This window comes from Trichococcus paludicola, from assembly GCF_003052295.1.
Taxonomy (GTDB): domain Bacteria; phylum Bacillota; class Bacilli; order Lactobacillales; family Aerococcaceae; genus Trichococcus; species Trichococcus paludicola.
Map to the genome: position 1 here is coordinate 318,640 of NZ_QBLC01000003.1, position 24,012 is coordinate 342,651.

A 24,012-nucleotide genomic window follows, 5' to 3' on the forward strand; every position below is an offset into this window, starting at 1 on the left:
GGTCATTCTGCGCCTTAAAAAAATGGTATCGCTAAGCAATCCACCCCCGATTAGTGTAGAATAGGAATAGAATGTTCAAAAGAAAACAGTGAGTGAGGGGATAAAGCCATGATCAGATTAGGCATCATCGGAACGAGCAGCATTGCGCATGCATTCGCGACAGCGGCTAAAGCATCCGGACAATTTGAAATAAAAGCGGTTTACAGCCGCACCCAGTTTAATGCCCAGAGTTTTGGCGAGGGCTACGGCGCGGATTTATTCGTCACTGAGTTGGATAAATTCACAGCCCTGGAGGAAGTGGATGCCATCTACATCGCATCGCCGAACAGCCTCCATTTCGAGCAAGCTATGTCGGCCATCGCGAACGGCAAGCATCTTATCGTCGAGAAGCCGGTCTTCTCGAACACGAAAGAATGGGAGGCAGCCTTCTCTGCAGCGAAAGCCAACAATGTCTTCCTATTTGAAGCAGCCCGCCATCTTCATGAACCGAACTTCGCGCTAGTCAAGAATGAAATCGCCAAATTGGGCGAAATCGACGGCGCCAGCTTCACGTATGCCAAATACTCCTCCCGCTATGATCAGGTCTTGGCCGGCGAGGAACCGAACATCTTCTCGCTCGCTTTTTCCGGCGGGGCGCTCTCCGATTTGGGCGTATACTTGCTGTATGCCGCCATCGCTTGGTTCGGCGTGCCCGAGGAAGTCGATTATGCCGCCAAGAAAATCCAGACGGGCGTGGATGGAGCCGGCACATCGCTGTTGAAATATCCATATTTCACAGTCAGCCTGCACGCGTCGAAAATCTATAATTCCTTCGCTGATTCGGAAATCTACAGCGGCAAAAAAACGTTGATTCTCGATGGCGTCAATTTGATCCAATCTGTCGAACTGGTGGACGGCGACACTAGCGAACGTTACCAATTAGCCGAAAAAGCTTCAGGACATTTCATGGATGACGAAGTCCGTGCATTCGCGCGCGTCTTGAATGATCCGGAAAATCCTGATACTATAGAAGACTATGAACGTTGGACGCAGATCAGCCGAGACGTCAACCGAACAATGGAAGCTTTGCGCAAAAAAGCGGGCATCGTTTACCCAGCGGATTTAGTAGTTAGGCGAGAACCCTCGTGACTTTAGTCATGAGATGAATCGCCGTTCGGGTTTAGGGGTACCTTTGGCACCTTAAATTTCGACATATGACTTTATAAAATTAACTATTAAGCCTGTTTTAATGGGGAATAAGCAATAACATATGACTTGTTGGATAGATCATATTTATTGTATAATATTCTTGTGAGGTGATAGCTTTGGTAGAAGTCAAACACGGTCGAGGTTATGTGTATTCCCTACAGTTCCATTTGGTTTGGTGTGTGAAGTACAGACGTAAAGTTCTAGTAAACCAAATAGAACAATCGCTCAAACAAATCGTACGAGAAATCTGTGCTGAACAAGGAATTGAAGTGGAAGAAATGGAAACAGATAAAGACCATATCCATCTTCTCATTTCAATGAAACCTCAACACTATATACCGTCAGTAGTTAAAACGCTCAAAGGACAATCAGCAAGACGACTGTTTAAGTTATACCCCGAAATTAAGCAATACTTATGGGGTGGTCACATGTGGAATCCTAGTTATTTCATTGCGACAGTCAGCGGAAAAACAGAGGAACAAGTGCGGAAATACATCCAAAGCCAACCACAAAAATGATAGGAGGTGAAACCAATGTCAGTAGAAACAGTCAATCGCGGTTATGTGTATAGCGGAGCACCAACATCTGATGAAACAGAAAGCTACTTCCGTCAATGCTTTGGTGCAGACCGCTTGATGTACAACCTTCATGTAGCTCATTTGTATGAGTATCTTGAAAAGAATGGGCACACCATCGGTGATAAACTTCCTACTTTCAAAGAAATGGTAATGCCGACAGTCAAAGAATTCAAGCAAACCCGTATGAATGAGGAAGGCAACAAATACCTTTATGAAGTGGATGCATTCGCTTCGAACGAAGCAAAGCAACATTTCAATAAAGCAATTTCCCTATTCAACAAGAACGCCTTCAAAGGACAATTCAAGAAGTCTGTCCTTAAGCGTCAGAAAACTCTTGGTATTGAGCCTACTTTCCGTGACCTTAAAGGGATGCCGAAATTCCATTCTCGCAAGAACAGCAAGCTAAGCTATACCACATTCAACCAAAACGACAACATCTTCATTGGTGAGAACAATGTTCTTCATCTCCCGACTGCCCAGAAAAGTAAGCTGTCGGAAGTAACAATCAAATTGAATATACATCGTCCCTTACCGACGAACAGTCGTATCAAGAACGTGACGATAACAATGAACGCTCAAGGGAAGTTCGAAGTATCCATCAATGTTGAATTTGAAATGGAAGTCGAAAGCATTGGTATCCCTGCTGTTGAACGTATTCTTGGACTGGATTATTCACAAGCCAATTTCTTCGTAGATAATGAAGGTAAGAAAGCCAATTACCCACACTACTATCGAGATATGGAAGAACGTTTAGCAAAAGAACAGCGTAAACTATCCCACATGGTAAAAGGTTCTAAACGATGGAAACGTCAACGTTTGGTGGTAGTGAAACTCCATATGAAAGTTGCGAACCAAAGGAAAGACTGGCTGCATAAGAAGGCCTATGCCCTCGCAAACCGTTATGATATGGTCGTAGTTGAAGACCTTGACCTTCGTGCGATTGGACAAACCCTGAAGTTGGCGAAAAACCAACAAGATAATGGGTTCGGCAACTTTCGTCTATATCTCAAGTACAAACTTGAGCAACAAGGGAAGTATTTTGTGAAAGCACCGAAAAGCTTTGCTTCAACACAAATCTGTTCTGATTGTGGCGTGAAAAACACAGCCCTGAAAGGCGATATTACCACTCGTGAATGGACATGTAATAATTGTCATGAATGGCACGATAGAGACCATAACGCCGGATTGAATCTACGCAATTATGGTATCCGTTGGATTGATGAAGTATTATTGGCACCATCATTGGTGGTTGCTTAATCATAGAAACAGGTTTGCTTGGTACCTGACAGTTCCTCTCGCTAGGATCAAAGGGCGTGTCAATTGATGCGTAGTCCGCTGTATACAAACCAGAGCCTCGCAAGAGGCTCGCAAGCCCGTAACTTCAGTCATGGGTTGTTGACATGAGGCGTAGGTCAGTCGGATGCTTCCGCGCGAGCTATGCACCGCAGCCTAAAAACAGGCTGCATTATAAGAAATGAGGAAATAAATGATGATGATGGAAGAAATGGCAATGCCATTCGAGAAATACTGGAACGAGATGAGTTTTCAGTTGCCGACACCAATCCAAGAGAATGTCTTCAAACCGTTGATGGAAGGCAAAGATGTCGTCGGCCTATCGCCGACCGGTACCGGTAAAACCTTGGCTTATGCCATCCCGTTGCTGCAAAAAACGGATGCCAGCAAGGAATTGCAATTGTTGGTGCTCGTGCCTTCGCAGGAATTGGCGCACCAAGTAGGGCACGTTTTGGCGGAATGGGGTTCCCTGAAAGACTTGACCGCGCAAGTGATCATCGGTGGCGCGAACGTAGGCCGTCAAATCGACAAGTTGAAAGAAAAGCCTGAAATCGTGGTCGGAACACCGGGACGATTGCTGGAATTGGCCAACCAGAAAAAACTCAGACTGCACAACATCAAGACGGTCATCTTAGATGAAGCGGATTACTTGATGCAGGAAGAGCATCTGAGTGCCTTGCGCGAGTTGATAAAAAAAACGCCGGGATCCCGCCAGATGGGTTTCTTTTCGGCTACCAATAGCGAAAACCTGAAGGATATCCAGAAATGGTTCAACACGGAGCCGCTTTGGTTCGACACTACCAAGGAAGGTCAATTCATGGACCAGACTGTCCATGGTTTCATCGAGGCGCCGACGCGGAAGCGTGCGGAAATGCTGCGCCGCTTGGGCAACCTGGAAGGCATGCAGGCGCTCGTTTTCGTGAATTCCACGCAGGAACTTGATTATTTGGCGGGAAAACTGCAGTTCGAGGGCATCAATGTCCGCATGCTGCACAGCGATTACGGCAAGGCGCAGCGTAAGAGCGCCATGGATGAATTCCGCAAAGGCAACGCGACGTTCCTGCTGACGACGGACGTTTCCGCCCGCGGGATCGATATCCTGGATCTGCCGTATGTCATCCATTACGATCTGCCGCTTTCGAAGGAAACTTACCTGCACCGCTCCGGGCGTACGGGCCGGATGGGCAAAAAAGGGGTCGTGCTGTCCTTGGTGAATGACCGCAACAGTCGCGATATCAAACGCTTCGCACCGCATCCTGATGAAGTAAAAGAATTCTTCATCTACGGAGGTGAGCTCGTCAACGAACTTCCGAGCCGCGAATCACGTGACGCCATCCGCGATGCGCAGAAACCGGCCGCAGCCAAAGCAGCCAAAATCCAAAAAAAAGCTGCCTTGAAAGAGGAAGAGGCGTCCCCAACAATACCAGCCAAGAAAATCAAAAAGAAAAAAGTCCGCACAAAAACGCTGAAAAACAAAGGCGCACGCCGCAAGCCAACAGAACAAAAGCCAACTGAATAACTGAAGAATTTTCCGCATTCTGCCGGAAGGACAGCCCCAAACCGCGCTTGCGTAGGCTGTCCGCGGCGGCGTGCGGATTTTTGCATTTTTTTGAATGCGGCCGGACCTCCGGCCAAGCCGGCTGTCGCCGGAGGACAGCACCCGCAAACTGTACTCAGCTCCGGCGAGGCCGTCGCCGCAGGAGGAGCCCGGTAACATCGTATCTCTCCTCCTGCGGCGCATCCCCTGGCCGGAGCAGACACTCAAAATGGGGGCCGTAACCCCGGCCAGCCGGGCGACCCAGTCCCACAAGTCCACGCGGCTCGCCAATCCGCGAGCCCAATAGCCAGATTTTCTCCCCGGTCCGTTGCGGCGCCCCCCTCACACCTGTATAATCAAAGACAGAGAATCATTTTGTATACGGATACGGAACAAAGTCCGCTATGCAGCACAAGAAAGGGGTGGACGCTATCCATGGTCACCATCAATGACATCGCCAAAATGGCCGGTGTGGCGAAGAGTACCGTTTCCCGCTATCTGAACGGCGGGGCGGTCAGCGAAAAAACAAAGGCGAAGCTGGATGAGATCGTCGCCGAGAACGACTATAAACCGAATAAATTTGCCCAAAGCCTGAAAGCGAAGCGCACGCACATGGTCGGGACGATCATTCCGCGTCTGAATTCCTTTGCGACGAATGAAGCGTTGCGGGGCTTGGAGAACAGTCTGCGCCTTTCCAAAAACCAACTGTTGATCACGAATGCGGATCAGAGCCGCGAGCGCGAAATTGAAGCCATCTCCACCTTGGCGAAGCAGCGCGTCGACGGCATCGTCTTCTTCGCGGCGGCCATCACGCCGGCTCATGTGAAGGCGTTCGAAGATGCTGATGTTCCCGTCGTCATCGTCGGGCAATCGCATCCCGATTTCCACTGCATCATCCATGATGACGAGAAGGCGGGCCATTCGGTCGGGGCCTACGCGGTGGCGAACGGGCACCGGAACATTCTTGTCTTCGGGGTCGACGAATCCGATAAAGCGGTCGGGGTGACCCGTCGCCACGGCATCGAGCTGGCTTTCGAAGGCCACGACATCGACTATACCTTCGTCAAAACGAGCTTTGCCATGAAGGACGCCTACGAGAAGGCACTGGAAATCCTGCCGCAATCAAAAGCGACTTTCGTGATCGGCGCGACCGACAACATCGCGATCGGAATCATGCGCGCAGCCCACGAACTGCAGATCGAAATACCGGATCAGCTTTCCTTGGCGGGTTTTGGTGGTTACGAAATCACCGAAGCGGTCTATCCGCGCATCACAACGGTCCATTATCCTTTTCAGGAGTCCGGCGAACTGGCGGCGAAAATCCTGATGGAATTGATCTTGAAAAAAGAAGTCGCCCAGATCCAAACATTGGATAATGAGCTGTTGATCAGGGAATCGACCCAAAAAAATGATCAGCCATAGCATATGCAAGAATCAATAAACAACAAAAAACGACACCCAAGCAAACTAATGCTGGGGTGTCGTTTTTTGAGCCGTCCGCAATAACACAGAAAAAATACAAATCCCGAACCACCGATCCTAAAACGCCCAAAATGGATAGCTCGCATGTTTTCTCAGTCTTTTTCATTGTAACCTTTAATATTTATATGGTTGACATAACTTTTTGCATATGTAATTATTGATGCAAGTACAATATCAGAATGAATGGAGAATGATGATGAGCGAAAAAGAGACTGTATTATCCGTAAAAAATGAAGAGCGGGCCAGCAGAAGACTGACAACGAAGGAAATGGTCCTGTGCGCCTTATTCGCTGCACTGATCGCAGTCGGCGCCTTTATCCGCGTGCCGGTTCCGGTTGTGCCGTTCACACTGCAGTTCCTTTTCACGATGCTGGCTGGTGTATTGCTGGGCGGAAGGCTCGGGGCAATAAGCGTGTCGCTATATGTCCTGATGGGGCTGGCCGGTTTGCCTGTGTTCGCTGAAGGCGGCGGCATCGGCTATATTCTGAAACCGAGCTTCGGGTATCTGATCGGCTTTTGCGTCGGCACCTATGTGACCGGTGTAATCGCGCATAAGGTGACGCAGCCGTCGTTCAAGCGACTGTTACTGGCCAGCTTGACCGGCCTCGGCATCGTGTATGTGTTCGGCCTGATCTATTATTACATCATCTGTAATTATGTCATCGGTGCCCCGATTGCGATGGGACCGCTGTTCCTGTACGGTTTCCTTTTGTCCGTGCCGGGAGATATTGCGTTGTGCATCCTAGGCGCGTCGCTCGGAAAACGGCTGATTCCGGTCATCAGAAAAGGGCTTTAGAAAAGGGAGGACAGTGGAAATGACGACAATGGAAATATTCAAAAACAAGCTTTACGCCGGCGGACGCCTCACTAAGGAGGAAGCTATGGCTTTGACGGAAGTGCCGCTCGAAGAACTATGCGCAGCCGCCAATCAGGTGCGCGAGCATTTCTGTGGAAATGTGTTCGATGTCTGCACGATCATCAATGGCAAGAGCGGAAAATGCTCGGAAAACTGCAAGTTCTGCGCCCAATCCCGCTATTACCGCACGAAAGTGGATGCCTACTCGCTCATCGGATCGGAAACGATTGTCGAACAAGCCAAATACAATGAAGAGCGCGGCGTGCTGCGTTATTCCATCGTGACCTCGGGCAGGGCCTTGTCCAGCAAGGAAGTGGACAAGGTTTGCGAAAGTCTGGAAGCCGTCCAAAAGGAATCGGACATCGCGCTCTGCGGATCGTTCGGGCTTTTGGAGGAAACGGAATTCGCCAAACTGAAGCAGGCAGGATTGATGCGCGTCCACAATAATCTGGAAACTTCGCGAAGGAATTTCCCGAAGGTCTGCACGACCCACACCTACGACGACAAGATCGCCGCCATCCGTGCCGCGCAACAGGCCGGTCTGACCGTCTGCAGCGGCGGCATCATCGGCTTGGGCGAAACGATGGAGGACCGCATCGATATGGTCATCGACCTGCGCGAAATGGGCATCCGCTCGATACCGGTCAACCTGCTGAATCCCATCCCGGGCACGCCGTTCGAGGAAAACGAAGTCGTCAGCGATGACGAGATGAGCCGCATCATCGCGATTTTCCGGATGCTGGCTCCCGATGCTTATATTCGGTTGGCCGGCGGAAGGGGGCTGCTTGGGGATAAAGGCAGACAGTGTTTCCTTTCCGGCGCCAATGCGGCTATTTCCGGCGATATGCTGACGACGGACGGCATCACGATTGAGCAGGACATGCGCATGCTGAGCGAACTCGGTTACGAGGTGGTCCTGAGCGATGACTGATGGAAAAGGGTTGTTCGTCACTGCGACCGGCACGGATGTCGGGAAGACTTATGTCACGGCGCTAATCGTCAAAAAATTGCGCGAAGCCGGTCATTCCGCTGGATATTACAAGGCAGCGCTCAGCGGAGTCGAAAAGACAGCGGCAGGCTTCCGCGCGGGGGATGCGGGATACGTTGCGGATGTCGCGGGGATCGCCGAAGATGAAGCCGAGAATTTCGTCTCTTACGTCTATGAAAAGGCCGTATCGCCGCACTTGGCTGCGAAGCTGGAGGGCAATCCCGTCAAAATGGCGGTCGTGATGGCCGCCTATGAGCAAGCGCTGGCCAGATACGACTACGTGACGATGGAAGGCAGCGGCGGCATCGTCTGCCCGCTCCGCTACGACAACGATGCGCAGCTTTTACTTGAGGATGTCATCACGGCTTTGGGGCTGGGCGCACTCGTCGTCGCGGATGCCGGCCTCGGCACGATCAATGCGACCGTGCTCACGATTGACTACATGAAAAGGCGCGGCATCCCGGTGAAAGGGATCATCCTGAACCGTTATGACGCGGCCGATGCGATGATGCGCGACAACAAGAAAATGGTCGAAATCCTCACCCGCGTGCCCGTCATCGCTTGCGTGAAAAAGGGTGAAGCAGCCATCGACATCGATGCAGCGACGCTGGCGGTATTGTATGGATAGGGGCGGTCGCATGGATTTAGTCGAAAAGGATCTGAAATACATCTGGCACCCTTGCTCACAGATGAAGGATTATGAGGAGCTCAAGCCGATCATCATCGACCGGGGCGAAGGGGTCTATCTTTATGACAAAGAAGGTAAAGCCTACCTTGACATCGTCAGCTCGTGGTGGTGCAACTTGCTTGGTCACTGCAACCCAACGATCAATGAAGCGCTCATCAACCAAATCGGGCGGCTGGAGCATGTGATTTTCGCAAACTTTTCCCATGAACCAGCGATTGCCTTATGCGAACAACTGATGGAAATCATCCCGGCCGGGCTCTCGAAGTTCAATTTTTCCGATAATGGATCAGCGGCAGTGGAATGCGCGCTGAAGATGAGTTTCCAGTACCAATACCAGACCGGACACAAGGAGCGGACAAAATTCATGTGCCTGACGGAGGGCTACCACGGCGAAACTTTGGGTGCGTTGGCGGTCGGGAGCATGGATCTGTATGCCAAAATGTACAAGCCGATGCTGATGGACACAAATCAGATCCAGGCGCCGGATTGTTATCGTTGCCCGTTCCAGAAAAATCGGGAGAGCTGCAATTGCGAATGCTTCGACTACGCCGAAAAAGCTTTCGTGGAGTACGGAGCCGAAACCTGCGCCATGATCGTCGAGCCTTTGGTGCAGGGCAGTGCGGGCATGCGCATTTATCCGCCGCTGTATCTGGAAAAATTGCGTGCACTCTGCGACCGCTACGACGTCCTGCTGATTGCCGACGAAATCGCGACCGGATTCGGACGGACCGGCAAAATGTTCGCCTTCGACCATGCCGGCGTCAGCCCCGACATCATGTGCGTCTCCAAAGGGCTCACCGGCGGCTACCTGCCGATGGCGATCACGATCACGACGGACAAAATCTATGATGCTTTCTATGCCGAATACAGCGAAGGCAAGGCTTTTATGCACAGCCACACCTACAGCGGCAATCCGCTTGGCTGCTCCGCGGCGCTGGCGGTCCAGAAGGTGCTCCGCGAAGAGCGGATCCTCGAAAAAGCCGTGATCCGCGCTCACTATCTGACCCAGCGCCTGGACGAAACGCTGCTGGATCACCCGAACGTGGGCGAAATCCGCCATATCGGCCTGATCCATGCCATCGAGCTGGTGACCGATAAGCAGGCGAAGACCGGTTTTGATGCGGATTTGCGAATCGGTTATCAGATCTACAAAAAGGCTTTGGAGAAGGGGCTGATCCTGCGCCCGCTCGGCAATGTGCTCTATTTCAATCCGCCTTTGACGATTACCGAAGCCGAACTGGAGGAAGCAGTCGTCCTCTGCTCCGAGGCCATCGCGGCAGTCCTCGGCAGCTAGTTGTTGACGGCATCCAAAACCGCACATGGGACGGGATAGCCCCGCCAGTCCTCTCACCGCAATATCCTTTTGAATGCAGGGAACGAAAGGGACCCTCTGTTGATTTATTGTTTTTCCAAATTGATTTAATAATTTAATTGTGAATTATTATATAATAAGTGGATATTGCGTTAGAGGAGGAAAAGAAAAAATGAATGATGCAAGAGGGTATAAAAAAGTTTTGGCAGTTCTGGGGGCATTCACCCTATTGGGACTGAGCGGCTGCGGCCAAGAAGAAACGGTGGCAGCGGAAAGCGGCGTCCTAACGAAAACGGAACAGACTTCTGAAGCGGTAGTTGAAGAAACAACCGAACCAGCCACTGAGGAACAGTTGGATTACGAGAACCAGGATGAATGGGACTTCGAATCCGGCGAGATGCAATCCCCAATCAATATCGAGACGAGTGCAGCAGAACCGATGATCACGGACGGCTCCCTGACATTGGATTATGCGGAAGAGATCATCGATGTGGTCGACAACGGGCACAGTATCGAAATTGAAGACGGCGGCCAAGCGACGATCGCCGGACGCAGTTTTGAGCTGAAGCAATTCCATCTGCATTCCCCGAGTGAGCATACTCTAAATGGGGAAAATTTCCCGATCGAGCTGCATTTTGTCCACAAGGCACAGGACGGACGCTTGGCGGTCATCGCGGTCTTCTTTAAAGAAGGCGCAGAAAATGGGGCCTTTCAAGCGATTTTGGATGATGTGCAGGCAAACGAAGAATCTGCTGTTGCGAGCGGACTCAGCCTGAATGTTGCTGAATTGCTTCCAGCCAACAAAAGTTATTACCATTACCTAGGCTCCTTGACGACACCGCCGCTTACCGAAAATGTCGAGTGGTATGTGATGGCGAATCCTGTTGAGGTATCCGCGGAACAGATTGCGGCCTTCAACGAATATTATGAAGGCAACAATAGAGAAGTCCAACCATTGGGCGAACGTTCCATTTTGAAGTACGAAGAATAGCAAGCCTTTTTCAAAGTTCCCTCTCCCCGATTCGTATTGGGGCAGGCGGAACTTTTTTCAATTCCCAGCCCGGAGTCAAAGAAAACCGTAACGCGATTACAAAATACAGAAAGATCGGATGCAATGGCATTTTTTTGTTATAATTGAAGGAAAAACGCGAGCAGGGGGAACGTAATGGGGGAAATAGCAGCAAAAGCCGCATCACTGATTTTGATCATCGTGATCGGCTACGTCATCAAACGGATTGGGTGGGTAAGCGCGGATGATTTTCCAAAATTTTCGAAAATCGTTCTGCGGATCACGTTGCCCTGCGCACTGATCACCAGTTTCAACACGTTCGACATCACCTACAACTTGTTATTTTTGACCGCAATCGGCCTCCTCGCTAACTTGGTCCTGCAAATCACCGGCTATCTTGTGAATCAGCGGAAAGGCGGCATAGCGCAAGCTTTCGGAATCATCAACCTCGGCAGCTACAATGTCGGGGCCTTTGCGATGCCATATATTGCCGGATTGATGGGCCCGCAGTCGATCATTTTCGCATCCCTTTTCGATGTCGGCAATTCTTTCGGCGCTGCCGGAATCGGCTATGGTTGGTCCCGGTCGGTGGCGGATGAGAAACAAAAAACGACTTTAGGCGGCTTCCTCAAGCTCATGTTCCTTTCGCCGCTGTTCGATACCTACTTGATCCTGTTGCTGATGCGCCTCTTCGGGTTGCAATTGCCGGATGCAGTCATCACCTTTACGTCAACTGTGGGCGGCGCCAATACTTTCCTGGCGATGCTGATGATCGGTATCGGTTTGGAATTGGGCTTGGATGCGCACCGCTTTAAGCTGGCTTTCAAATACTTGGCCATCCGCTACGGCTTTTCGCTGATTTTCTCCATCCTGACCGTGCTCTTCCTGCCGGTCTCAATGGTCGTGAAGACGATCCTCTGCATGCTGTTCTTTTCGCCGATCGCATCCATGGCGACTGGATTCACCGACGAAGCGGGCGGGGACGTCGAAACCTCCGCCTTCATGAATTCCGTCTCCATCTTGATTGGAATCTTCGCACTGCCGCTCGTTTTGGCGGTCATGGGATAAAAAATGTTAAATGAAAAAAAATCAAAACCATCCGTTCCTGTGTAGCGGGTGGTTTTTTGTTGGGCGGAATTTGTTTCCTCCGGCGAACGCAGGCTTCGCCGAAGTTCGGCTCACATACTAGTCTTGTCCTCCAACAAGGAGGTGCCCGCAGGAGATGGATACCGCGAGCTACCATCGTGCTCCGGTGAGAGGCCTCTCACCGGAGCAGGGGGCTGCGCACTCTGCTCAGCTCCCAAACAAATTGTTCCAGAAGAGGCTGCGTTCCAGGGAAAGTCTACAGCTCCAACAAAAGTCATCACCGCCAGCAAAAACTGGAAAGAAATGTTGGCAACCCCGGCTTTCTATTTGTTGATCCTGATGTTCGCGATGGGTGTCTTTTCCGGTCTGATGATCGCTTCGAATGCATCGCTGATCGGGCAGTCCATGTTCGGTTTTTCGAGCGCCGCCTTCGTCGCTCCGAAAGTGACGGCATCATTGGCTGCTGCGAACAATGGTGACTTCACGAAAGCCTTCTATGTCGCTATCGCTGTCGTCCTGCTGGGACTGGGCTTGAGCCTCGTCTATGCACTCAGGAAATCCGCAACCAAGCTTGCTACGGAAACTGTCCGGTAGAAACTTCATTGAAAATAGCCCGCGTTGAGGAGTGATGTTCTCTAAAACGCGGGCTATTTTTCTGAATGAAAAGGCAGAGTCGCACGCATGTCGAGGGTTTAACTCAGGAAAGAAGCCCAAAATGTTAGCGCTTAAAGCAAAGGAGTCTTATAATGGGAATGTAGCAGATCATTTTCGCATCCAAACAATCTGATGCAGCAATCTTCGTCTGAGGGTCCCTATCGGAATGGATCCCGTCGTCAGCTCCCGTAATTTTCCTAAGGAGGCTGTTTTTTATGGAAAAAAGAATAAGGATTTTATCCCTCTTTGCTCTAGTCATGTTCGCGGGTTGTGCGGACACAACGATTTCGGGCCTGGATGGGGAAAATACTAGCAAAGTGAGCTCCGCCCAAGCCGTCAGCGAGGCAGAAACAGGTTCTGGAAATGAGGCTACGGAAGGCGGTAAAGCGCTGATTTTCGCCGACGAAGATATGGAACAATACGTCCGCAAGCTGATCGGCAAAGAAGAGGGTGAACTTTCACCAATCGATGTCGAATCGGTCGATGCACTCTATCTGGGTAACAAAGATATAAATGCCATCGACGGGATCGAACACTTTACGAATCTGCGGACACTCCACTTGAACCAAACAGAAGTCAGTGACATCAGCGCTCTGGCAGGGTTGACACAATTAGAATATCTAGATATCAGCCATTCCCGTGTAGAAGATGTTGCCGCATTGACAAATCTGACTAAGCTCAAGACACTGTACCTCAACAACAACAATTTGGAAGACATCAAACCATTGGCTGATTTAAAACAGATGGCGACGCTCTATCTGAACGACACCTCCGTCGCTGATATCCGTCCTTTAGCTGGCATGGAAGGGCTCCAATCGCTTAACCTTCGCAACACAAAAGTCGAGGGTATCGTTGCTTTAGCGGAATTGATGCAGCTGCGCTACCTGAACCTTGGCAACACGCAAGTCACTGATATCACAGCCATATCTGGATTGACGCAGTTGACCATCCTGCAACTGGAGAACACGCCGATCAGCGACGCGGGGGCCGTAGCAAGCATGGCGCAATTGATGACACTGGACTTGAGCGGTACGGAAATCAGCGACGGCAACGGACTGGTGGAACTCGGAAACCTGTTGACACTGGACCTGAGCGATACCGCCATAAGCGACCTCATGCCATTAGGCAACCTGGCGAAGCTCACCCGTCTGGATCTGAACAATACCCCGGTCGAGGACATCGGCAGTTTGACGGGTTTGACTGAACTAACGCACCTCGAAATAAGCGGGGCGCAAGTGAGCGATTCTGGATTGTTGGCAAGTCTGACAGAATTGGTCTACCTCGATCTGTCTAAGAACAGGATCAGCGCCATCGACAGTTTGGCTAATCTGGCCAAAGTCAGACATCTGAATTTGGCCGATAATCAGTTCAGCGACGCCACGCCCTTAGCTAACCTGACGGAGCTTTGGTACCTTGATGTGAAGGGGAATCCAATCAGCGATATCGCGCCTTTGACGGGCTTGGCAAATTTAGGCAAGCTCTACATCAGCGGAGCAAACGTCAGCGTCGAACATCAGGCACAGCTGCAGGGCGCACTGCCGGGTTGCGACATCTCTTGGAACGATTGAGCAGGGTGAACCAGACCACAAATCATTATCGCAATCCGAGAACGCACAAGTATCCTGTCATCCGGGATGCTTGTGCATTTTGCTGATTCATTTTTTGCAGGATTTTTTTTATAAAAACGCTTGACTTTATCTTTGAAAGGGTTTACTATTCATATCAAGAGGAACCGGTTTCACCAACATGAAAAACCTGCTCCTTATCATTTTAAATCGGAAAGGAACCGGTTCCGAAATGAAATGAAACAAAGCTTTTATTGCACTTATTCTTAGGCAGAACAGATTAAAGGGAAGAGGGAGAAAAAATGGATTACAAAAAGATTGCAGAAGAATTGTTGACGGACATCGGTGGAAAAGACAACGTACAGGCGGCGACGCACTGCGCGACACGACTACGCTTGGTTTTGAAAGATGAAAGCAAAGTCGATCAAGCGGGCTTGGATGAACGCGACGAAGTCAAAGGGACTTTCTCAACGGCTGGTCAATACCAGATCATCCTGGGATCCGGGATCGTCAATGAAGTCTACAAAGAATTCATCAAAATGGCCGGAATCGACGCCATGAGCAAAGAAGAAGTCAAAACAGCCGGCACGCAAAAATTGAATCCGATCCAACAAGGCGTCAAGTTGCTTTCGGATATCTTCGTACCGATCATCCCGGCCATCGTAGCTTGTGGTTTGATGATGGGATTGAACAACGTATTCACGGCACAGGATTTGTTTGTTACCGGAAAATCGCTGATTGAAGCTTATCCGGCCATCGAAGGTTTTGCAGCGATGATCAACACATTCTCTAACGCGGCATATGTCTTCCTTCCAGTCCTGATCGGTTTCAGCGCAACGCAGAAATTCGGCGGCAACCCATACTTGGGAGCTGTTTTGGGGATGTTGATGGTCCACCCGGATCTTGTCAATGCCTACAACTATCCAGCAGTCTTGGCTGCAGGCGAAGTGCCTTTCTGGGATATCTTCGGATTCGAAATCGCGAAAGTCGGTTACCAAGGAACAGTACTGCCGATCTTGTTCGCATCTTACATCTTGGCGAAAATCGAAACTTTCTTGCACAAACGCGTGCACACATCATTGGATAACCTGGTCACACCGCTGTTCGCTATAATTAGCACTGGCTTCCTGACTTTCACTTTGGTGGGACCTCTGACGCGCACACTCGGCGACGTGATGACAAACAGCCTAGTATGGTTGTATGACACGACAGGTGCCATCGGCGGAGCCATCATCGGTTTCTTCTACGCTCCACTGGTCGTTACCGGTATGCACCACAGCTTCATCGCTGTTGAAACGCAATTGTTGGCTGATATCGCTAAAACAGGCGGTACATTCATCTTCCCAATCGCCGCTATGTCAAACGTGGCTCAAGGAGCTGCCGCATTGGCGATGTTCTTCATTATCAAGGAACAAAAAGCGAAAAGCTTGGCTTCCGCTTCCGCAATCTCCGCTTACTTGGGGATCACTGAGCCTGCGATGTTCGGTATCAACCTGAAATACCGCTACCCGTTCTACGCAGCGATGATCGGTTCCGGCGTCAGCAGCGCGTTCATCTCCTTCTTCAAAGTCAAAGCGATCGCAATGGGCGCAGCCGGCCTGCCGGGCGTCATCTCGATCAAACAAGAAGACTTGTGGATCTACGTTTTGGGCATGCTGATCGCAACACTCACGACAGTATCCATGACCTACGTCTTCAGCAAACGCGACTGGACAAAAAGCGAAGCGAAAAAAAAAAATGAGGAACAAGTTCATTCAACTCTGAATAAGGAAACACTGTGACCCAATCGGTCTAATTTCCGATAGGCAGGCTTGGACTGCTGGACAGAGGACAAATTTGACAAGGAAAGGAATAAACGATGAAAGTATGGACGCGCGAGGAGCGCTATAAACAAACCTCGGATTATTCCGATAACTATCTGGAAGAATTGGCGAAAAGGGTGGCGCAGTCGCCCTTCCGCCAAAACTACCACATCCAACCGAACACAGGCCTTTTGAACGATCCGAACGGCTTCACCTATTTCGACGGCAAATGGCATCTCTTTTATCAATGGTTTCCGATGGGCGCGGTCCACGGCTTGAAGCATTGGTTCCATCTGACTTCGACGGACCTCGTGCAATGGAACGAAGAGGGCGTCGCGTTGTTGCCTGACACGGCGTATGACAGCCATGGTGTCTATTCCGGCAGCGGTTTCGTCAAGGACGGCCAATTGCACATCATGTACACAGGCAATGTCCGTACGGAAGAATGGGAAAGGGTACCCAACCAGATTGTTGCCCGTATGGAAGAGGACGGCAGCTTCACGAAGTTCCTTCCGCCTGCCATCGCCGGCAAACCGGATGGCTACACTGACCATGTCCGCGATCCGAAAGTCTGGGAGCAGCACGGTATCTATTACGCCGTCATCGGTGCCCAACGCACCGACGAAACCGGCACAATCCTGATGTACCGTTCCAAGGATGCCTTGGAATGGGAATTGATGGGTGAAGTCGATGCCGGCTTGCCGGACTTTGGCTTCATGTGGGAATGCCCGGACCTGTTCGAAATCGACGGCAAAACGGTGATGCTGTTTTCGCCGCAAGGACTGGAGCCGGAAGGCGACCGTTACCAAAACATTTTCCAGACCGGTTATGTCATCGCTGATGATTTCCGGATGGATGAGCTGAAGTTGACGCATGATGGCTTCCAGGAACTGGATGCCGGCTTCGATTTCTACGCCACCCAGACCGCCGAAAGCCCGGATGGCCGCCGCATCTTGACGGCTTGGATGGGTTTGCCGGATGTCGCGTATCCGACCGACAGCGAAGACTGGGCGCACTGCCTGACGTTGCCGCGCGAACTGTCCATCAAAGAAGGAAAACTGATCCAGCAACCGGTCCGCGAATTGGTGACCTTGCGCAAAGAGAAAACTGTTTCCGACGCGGGCTTGTTATTTGGCGAAAAGACAATTGACCGTGCTGGTGCAAACTGCTATGAGCTCCAATTGGATCTGGCTTTACCGGTGTCAGCTGACCACGGTCTGGTAACGTTGGATCTCTGCGAAGATGCAGCTAACGGCAAACGTTTCCGCATCACCTTGGATCCATCAATCAAGAAAATCACAATCGACCGCAGCCGCTGTGGCATCCCGTTCGCCGAAGCTTTCGGCACGACCCGCACGCTGGCGGTCGAACAGATGGATACAGTCAAGCTTCAGATATTCGTTGACACCAGCTCCATCGAAATCTTCATCAACGATGGCGAAGGCACCTTCACTTCACGCGTCTTCCCGCAAGCGGGAGAAACCGGCCTGTCGCTCGCGGCAGGCAGCACAATCGATTACAGCCTCGAACTTTGGGAATTGGCCTGAAGCAACAGGATATGATAGTTGAACGCACCACCCGTTTAGCTCTGAGTGCAGAGCTAAACGGGTGGTGCGTTCTTTTGCGTTTGGGGGCGGAGGCGCTCCCCGGACAGTTTTACTAGGCAAATAATATAAAAAAACGCAAGCATCTGTTTATTATTCGTAAACTGAGGACTGCCTTGCTATAATTAGTTTAATCAAGTAAACTTACCAGGGAATTGCTTGAAAAAAAATAGTAAAGGAAGATGAAAACTTATGATAAGAATCAACAAGAAAATACAGTTGATGTTGGGTTTATTTTCCGTAGGATTACTGGCGGCATGCGGTAACGGTAACAGTAATGGGAGCACCAGTATGGACAGCACCGAATCGGGCACAGTTTCGACGGGAATTGAAAACGCTTCCTCCAATGCTCTGAGATTGACTGCAAGTGCCGATATTCCCACCATGGATATCATAGCAGCAACGGATTTAGTCAGTTTCACAGCTATGAACAATGCCTTTGAAGGGCTATACACGCTGGATTTAAACGGAGAAGTCGTGCCGGCTTCCGCTAAAAATATGCCAGAAGTCAGTGAGGACGGGCTGGTCTATACTTTCACGATCCGGGACGACGCCACGTGGTCGAATGGGGAACCAGTAACCAGCGCGGATTATGTATATGCCTGGAGAAAAATGGTCGATCCAGCAATGGCTGCCGGCTATTCGTACATGTATGACGGTTTGATAAAAAACGCGACTGAAATTCTGGCCGGTGAAATGGACCCTGCAGAATTAGCGGTGGAAGCCATCAGTGAAAAAGAGCTGAAAGTTACCTTAGCCCAACCGGCTCCTTATTTCCTGGATCTTTTGTCCATGCCCTTTTTCTTCCCGCAAAATCAAGCATATGTGGAAAAACAAGGCGATGCCTATGGGGCGAGTTCGGACACGCTTATCTATAATGGCCCGTTCATGATGACCGACTGGAATCAGGCAAAAGGTGGCAGCTGGACGTTCACTAAAAACGATTCGTATTGGGGCAAGGAAGAGATTGCTTTAAATCAAGTCATTGTCCAAGTCATGAAAGAAACTTCGACAGCTATAAATCTGTATGAGGCGGATGAACTGGATTATGCAGCTTTGAGTGGGGAGTACGTAGCTGCCAATAAAGCGAATGAAGACTATCATTCTCAAATGAATACAACGTCAAACTTCATTGAAATGAATCAGGAAATTCCTGCGCTTGCGAATGAAAACATTCGTGAAGCTTTGACAAAATCTCTGGATACTGCCAATTATACTGAAAATGTCTTAAAGAACGGGTCAGTTCCTATCTATGGATATGTTCCAAACGGTTTGGCAGCGAATCCTGCAACGGGTGCAGATTTCCGTGAAGACGCGGGAGACTTGACTAGTTACAACTTGGAAGAAGCTCAAACGGCCTGGGAAAAAGGCCTCAGCGAGTTGGGGGTCGAAACCATTTCCTTGGAATTGATGACGACTGATTCGGAAGATTCCAAAAAGTTTGCGGAGTTTTTCCAAAGCCAATTGCAAGGGAACTTGCCTGGTTTGACGATCACCATTCGCCAAGTGCCTTTCAACGTTAAACAAGACAGCTTGCGCAATGGGTCCTTCCAAATGGGCACAGCTAACTGGATTGCTGATTTTGCCGATCCCGTGAATTATGTCGAGCGGTTCCACTCGGATATCAACCGCGGAAATTATGATTTTGAAGATGTGGATATACTGATTGAAACTGCCAAAGCAGCTTATGATGATGAAGAAGCGCGTTGGGATTTACTGGTCGAAGCGGAACAAGTTGCGATTGGGGAGCATTATGTTCAAATTCCCACTTATCAATCTGCTGGAGCATACTTGCTGAAAGACTATGTGAAGGATCTGTATATTCCAGTATTCGGCCCCGACAGCTATCGCTATGCTTCCATAGAAGAATAAACTGGAGTAGATCGGATGCTTTAAGGGATAAAATGGATTGATGAACCAGATACCGGTGAGGAGCTTATGCCTTAAGGTATCTGGTTCTTTTTGATGGGATAAAAAAAGGCTAGTTTTTTTGTTATACTGGATTGGACAAAAACTTTAGGAGTGGATCCGTGCGTGGTAGATATTTCCAAGTTATTTCAAGGTAAGGAATTGAGCGAATCAGATCAGCAACTGTTGACCTACATCATCAGCAACATGGATACCGTTTTGCAAATGGGTGTCCGCCAAATTGCCAAAGAAAATTACACCTCACCGGCAAGTGTCATCCGCTTGTCCAAAAAGCTAGGATATAAAGGCTTCATTGATTTGTATTATCACTTGTTGCCGCTTGTTAATGCCGAAACAGTGCCTGCAGGAACCTCGGAAGATGAATTTTTCCAACTGGATCATGCGCTCGTGCTGCAACATAATTCAATAGAGGATATGGACGAGTTCATCGGAAAAGTATTGAGTTTGGACGGGAAATTCATTTTCATCTATGCTGCCGGTTTTTCGGCGATCGCAGCAGAATATCTCTACAAAAAACTGTTGCTGTTGGGGAAACAAGTCATCCTTGCCACCACATTGGATTCCATTGGTGTGTTGGAGAATAATCTGAAGAACATCGGGGCTTTCGTAGCCATTTCCAAATCGGGAGAAACGCAAAGTGTCATCGACAAAGTGCTGAAAGCGAAGAATGCGGGCATTTTTACAGTAGCCTTCACGAAGGAAACACCCAATCGCCTCGGTGAATGCAGCGATCTGAATTTTAAGGTTACCGATCAACACAAGCTCGATGACAGGAATCTATTGCCCAATACTTTCTTTCCCTTTACGTTGCTGCTTATGGAGTATCTATTGAGCCGTTACCTGAAAGAAATCAATGAAGTTGATGAACAGACAGAAGAAGGCAAAGCTTAAAAAGCATGGCAACAGAAGCAAACAGAATAGTCAGTGAAACGTGTTTCGTCTTTGCGGAACACGTTTTTTAACGTCATGAAAGCCTTTTATTTCCGGACGATTCTCGCTACACTGTAAACATCTTAAAGAAATCATATATTGGAGGGAAACAAATGAAAGAGAGAGTCATGGATACGATGCAGAAATTTTCCAAAGCGATGTTTATTCCCGTTTTAATTTTACCGATAGCGGGTATCTTGATCGCCATCGGAAATCTATTTACCAATGCACGCCTGTTGGAAGTTTTACCGTTTTTAGACAATCCGGTCACAACCGGATTCGGAACGATATTATCCGGATCGCTCGTTTCCATTTTAGTGAACTTAGGCGTCATTTTCTGTGTCGGCTTGGCTGTTGGATTAGCCAACAAGAAGAAATCAGAAGCAGGATTTATCGCTCTGCTCGGTTATCTTGTCTTCATTAATGCCATGAATCGTTTCATGGGTCTGCAAGGCATGCTTGTCGAAGGTAATCTGCAGGGGACCGGTCAGACGATGGTCTTAGGTGTCCAAGTGTTGGATATGGGTGTTTTTCTGGGCATCTTCCTAGGAGTGGTTACCGCGATTGTTCATAATCGCTATGCCAACAAAGAATTCAACAATGCATTCCAAATTTATGGCGGCACGCGGTTTGTCTTCATCGTCTTGATTCCTATCCTTGTGTCCTTGAGCATTTTGTTCACTTACATCTGGCCGTTCTTCCAAGGAGGAATCAGCAGTTTAGGAACCTTGATCAATCAAAGCGGTAACTTCGGTGTCTTCCTCTATGGTTCGTTGGAACGTTTGCTTATCCCGACCGGACTGCATCACTTAGTGTACACGCCGTTCTTATACACAGAACTGGGCGGTATCGCTGAGGTCGGAGGCGAAATTTTTGAAGGAGCACGGAACATCTACTTTGCTGAAATTGCAAATCCGGATGGCGGATTATTAGCGCCTAGTGTCATCTGGGATGCACGCGGTATTTCTAAAATGTTCGGACTGATTGGTGCTTGCCTAGCGATGTACCATACAGCCAAGCCGGAAAATAAAGCGAAAGCGCGTGCCATTCTGATTCCTGCAGCAGCGACTTCTTTGATTGCTGGTGTAACAGAGCCAATCGAATTTTCCTTTATGTTTGTTGCTCCCTTATTATTTGTTGTACATGCTGGTTTAAGTGGTTTGAGCATGGTCTTGCTGAATGTTCTGAACGTGCGGGCAATAGGGCCAAACGGATTAATAGACTTTTTGTTATACAATGTGCCGCTGGGAACAGAACGAACAGCGTGGCCAATGTATATTGTCGTCGGTTTATTCTTCTTTGTAGTGTATTACTTCCTGTTCCGCTTCTTGATCACGATGTTTAATTACAAAACGATCGGTAGAGAAGAGTTGGGATTAGAAACACGTTTGTATTCGAAAAAAGATTATCAATCGAAGAGCGCTAAAGCAGGAGCACCCGCAAATGAGTTGGGAATGGCGCATACTATCGTTGCTGCTCTCGGTGGCGAAGCGAATATCGAGACGGTTACGAACTGCTACTCGCGCTTACGACTTACTTTAACCGATCCTGAAAAAGTGAACGAAGGGATCTTGAAGAATGAGACCGGGGCCAGTGGCATCATCAAGAAAGGCCAAAATGTTCAAGTCGTATATGGTTTGCAGGTGAACAGTATTCGTAGAGCCGTTGATACAGTATTAAATAGAGAAATTGTAGAAGAATAAATTGAATTCAAAAAGTGAGGATGAATTGTTTATGAAAAAATTTTCTGTAGTCATTGCTGGCGGTGGCAGTACGTTTACGCCAGGAATCGTGATGATGATGCTGGATAATATAGATCGTTTCCCGATGCGCGAATTGGTGTTGTACGACAACGATGGAGAACGTCAAGCCGTACTGGGTGAGGCCCTGGAAATCTTATTGAAAGAACAGGCGCCTGATTTGAAGTTCTCCTACACAACCGATCCAAAAGAAGCGTTCACAGATAAAGATTTCTGCATGGCGCACATCCGGGTCGGAAAATATGAAATGCGCGAAAAGGACGAAAAGATTCCGTTGCGTCATGGCGTGATTGGCCAAGAAACCTGCGGACCCGGTGGGATAGCTTATGGTATGCGCAGCATCACAGGAATGCTGGAAATCATCGACCACATGGAAACCTACTCGCCTGATTGCTGGATGCTGAATTATTCAAATCCAGCTGCGATTGTGGCAGAAGCCTGCCGTGTCCTGCGCCCAAATTCTAAAGTGCTGAATATCTGTGATATGCCGGTAGGAACGTTGCGCAGAATGTCCCAAATCATCGGAAAAGATCCGCAAGACCTGGAAGTCCGTTACTTTGGATTGAACCACTTTGGCTGGTGGACTAGCGTGAAAGATAAAGAGGGTCACGAGTATCTTGATCAGATTCGCGACTATGTGGCAGAGAACGGGTACTTGACCCAAGTTGAAGTCGACACGCAACATATGGATCAGAGTTGGCAAGAAACGCATAAAAAAGCAAAAGATTTATTAGCAGTCAATCCGCGTTATTTACCGAATACCTATTTGAAATATTATTTGTACCCGGATTATGAGGTGGCGCATTCCGATCACAACTATACGCGTGCCAATGAAGTAATGAATGGTCGGGAAAAAGAAGTCTTCACTGCTGCACGCACTATCATCGAAAAAGGAACCGCCGTAGATGGTGCATTCCATATCGACAGCCATGCCTCCTTCATCGTGGACTTGGCCCGAGCGATTGCGTTCAATACGCACGAAAGAATGCTGATGATTGTGGAAAACAATGGCGCCATCGCCAATTTCCCTGATGATGCGATGGTGGAAGTGCCTTGCGTTGTGGGGAATGACGGGCCGGAACCATTGGTACAAGGGAAAATCCCTGCATTTGAACAAGCCTTGATGTTCCAACAAGTGACGGTCGAGAAATTAGTAGTGGAAGCCTATGTCGAACAGAGCTATCAAAAATTATGGCAAGCCTTGACGTTATCGAAAACAATCCCGAGCGCAAAAGTTGCTAAGGACATTCTGGATGACTTGATTGAAGCCAACAAAGATTACTGGCCAGAATTGCACTGATCGTAAATGAAGCCCGACTTGCATGTAGTGTGAAAAACGTCACCTGAAAAATAACTGATGGAAAAAGGATTCCTGCTCTTTAAGAGACGGGTATCCTTTTTGCGTGTGCAAAATAGAAGCTATCAGCGCGAGATTGTATTTATGTTGAAAGTGTGAAATAGCAATATACAGATTCTGTAAACAACTGTTTTAAAAAAAATTTGGATTCCTCACGGTTACCTTTAGAAAGCATGTGTAACCGCATCCTTTTTCACGGGAATTTCACAAATAATTCATTTTTGATTTGCATATCCGCGCCATAGCTGGATAATAGTGGTTATACCTTTGTGATGTAACGAAATTATCTTCAATTTATATTTTCGGAATAAATGAAAATGTAACACTATATTTGTACATTATGGAGACGCACAATCGGATTCGGGATTTCATTCCCATTACGAAACAGAATCCA

Annotated in this window: 19 protein-coding genes; all 19 read left to right on the forward strand. The window is 48.9% G+C overall.

Going from position 1 to position 24,012, the window contains the following annotated elements:
* Window positions 1–108 precede the first annotated feature (108 nt).
* The 19 genes from C7R56_RS06390 (at window position 109) to C7R56_RS06480 (ending at window position 23,561) form a co-directional block, all read left to right on the forward strand.
* Window positions 109–1,128 carry a Gfo/Idh/MocA family protein gene (locus C7R56_RS06390; protein ID WP_107995725.1) on the forward strand — a complete coding sequence of 340 codons (1,020 nt, stop codon included), beginning with the start codon at window positions 109–111 and terminating at the stop codon, window positions 1,126–1,128.
* A gap of 176 nt (window positions 1,129–1,304) precedes the next feature.
* Complete coding sequence (gene tnpA, locus C7R56_RS06395; RefSeq protein WP_107995726.1) at window positions 1,305–1,706, forward strand: IS200/IS605 family transposase; 402 nt, start codon at window positions 1,305–1,307, stop codon at window positions 1,704–1,706.
* 15 nt (window positions 1,707–1,721) lie between these two features.
* On the forward strand, window positions 1,722–3,023 hold the full coding sequence (locus C7R56_RS06400; RefSeq protein ID WP_107995727.1) for an RNA-guided endonuclease InsQ/TnpB family protein: 1,302 nt from the start codon (window positions 1,722–1,724) through the stop codon (window positions 3,021–3,023).
* A gap of 229 nt (window positions 3,024–3,252) precedes the next feature.
* On the forward strand, window positions 3,253–4,578 hold the full coding sequence (locus C7R56_RS06405) for a DEAD/DEAH box helicase (RefSeq protein ID WP_234402594.1): 1,326 nt from the start codon (window positions 3,253–3,255) through the stop codon (window positions 4,576–4,578).
* A gap of 453 nt (window positions 4,579–5,031) precedes the next feature.
* A complete protein-coding gene (locus C7R56_RS06410; protein WP_107995728.1) occupies window positions 5,032–6,018 on the forward strand; it encodes a LacI family DNA-binding transcriptional regulator in 987 nt (328 codons plus the stop codon).
* Between the two features lie 256 nt (window positions 6,019–6,274).
* A complete protein-coding gene (locus C7R56_RS06415) occupies window positions 6,275–6,874 on the forward strand; it encodes a biotin transporter BioY (RefSeq protein WP_107995729.1) in 600 nt (199 codons plus the stop codon).
* A 19-nt stretch (window positions 6,875–6,893) separates the two neighbouring features.
* Entirely contained in the window at window positions 6,894–7,865 is a 972-nt protein-coding gene (gene bioB, locus C7R56_RS06420) for a biotin synthase BioB (RefSeq protein WP_107995730.1), read from the forward strand.
* Complete coding sequence (bioD, locus tag C7R56_RS06425) at window positions 7,858–8,550, forward strand: dethiobiotin synthase (protein WP_107995731.1); 693 nt, start codon at window positions 7,858–7,860, stop codon at window positions 8,548–8,550. The genes bioB and bioD overlap by 8 nt, the downstream gene beginning before the upstream one ends.
* A gap of 10 nt (window positions 8,551–8,560) precedes the next feature.
* Window positions 8,561–9,904, forward strand: coding sequence for an adenosylmethionine--8-amino-7-oxononanoate transaminase (bioA, locus tag C7R56_RS06430; RefSeq protein WP_107995732.1), 1,344 nt, complete (start codon window positions 8,561–8,563; stop codon window positions 9,902–9,904).
* A gap of 190 nt (window positions 9,905–10,094) precedes the next feature.
* Complete coding sequence (locus C7R56_RS06435) at window positions 10,095–10,913, forward strand: carbonic anhydrase (protein ID WP_107995733.1); 819 nt, start codon at window positions 10,095–10,097, stop codon at window positions 10,911–10,913.
* Between the two features lie 174 nt (window positions 10,914–11,087).
* Window positions 11,088–11,999, forward strand: coding sequence for an AEC family transporter (locus C7R56_RS06440; RefSeq protein ID WP_107995734.1), 912 nt, complete (start codon window positions 11,088–11,090; stop codon window positions 11,997–11,999).
* A gap of 321 nt (window positions 12,000–12,320) precedes the next feature.
* A complete protein-coding gene (locus C7R56_RS06445) occupies window positions 12,321–12,611 on the forward strand; it encodes a hypothetical protein (protein ID WP_107995735.1) in 291 nt (96 codons plus the stop codon).
* 275 nt (window positions 12,612–12,886) lie between these two features.
* Window positions 12,887–14,239, forward strand: coding sequence for a leucine-rich repeat domain-containing protein (locus C7R56_RS06450; RefSeq protein ID WP_107995736.1), 1,353 nt, complete (start codon window positions 12,887–12,889; stop codon window positions 14,237–14,239).
* Between the two features lie 299 nt (window positions 14,240–14,538).
* The gene (locus C7R56_RS06455; RefSeq protein WP_107995737.1) at window positions 14,539–16,017 is read left to right on the forward strand and encodes a sucrose-specific PTS transporter subunit IIBC; all 1,479 of its coding nucleotides are present in this window, start codon (window positions 14,539–14,541) and stop codon (window positions 16,015–16,017) included.
* A gap of 77 nt (window positions 16,018–16,094) precedes the next feature.
* Complete coding sequence (locus C7R56_RS06460) at window positions 16,095–17,585, forward strand: glycoside hydrolase family 32 protein (protein ID WP_107995738.1); 1,491 nt, start codon at window positions 16,095–16,097, stop codon at window positions 17,583–17,585.
* 249 nt (window positions 17,586–17,834) lie between these two features.
* A complete protein-coding gene (locus tag C7R56_RS06465; protein WP_107995739.1) occupies window positions 17,835–19,514 on the forward strand; it encodes a peptide ABC transporter substrate-binding protein in 1,680 nt (559 codons plus the stop codon).
* A gap of 162 nt (window positions 19,515–19,676) precedes the next feature.
* Window positions 19,677–20,462, forward strand: coding sequence for a MurR/RpiR family transcriptional regulator (locus C7R56_RS06470; RefSeq protein ID WP_107995740.1), 786 nt, complete (start codon window positions 19,677–19,679; stop codon window positions 20,460–20,462).
* Between the two features lie 152 nt (window positions 20,463–20,614).
* A complete protein-coding gene (locus tag C7R56_RS06475; protein WP_107995741.1) occupies window positions 20,615–22,204 on the forward strand; it encodes a PTS transporter subunit EIIC in 1,590 nt (529 codons plus the stop codon).
* Window positions 22,205–22,235: 31 nt separating this feature from the next.
* Window positions 22,236–23,561 carry a 6-phospho-alpha-glucosidase gene (locus tag C7R56_RS06480; RefSeq protein WP_107995742.1) on the forward strand — a complete coding sequence of 442 codons (1,326 nt, stop codon included), beginning with the start codon at window positions 22,236–22,238 and terminating at the stop codon, window positions 23,559–23,561.
* The last annotated feature ends 451 nt before the right edge of the window (window positions 23,562–24,012 follow it).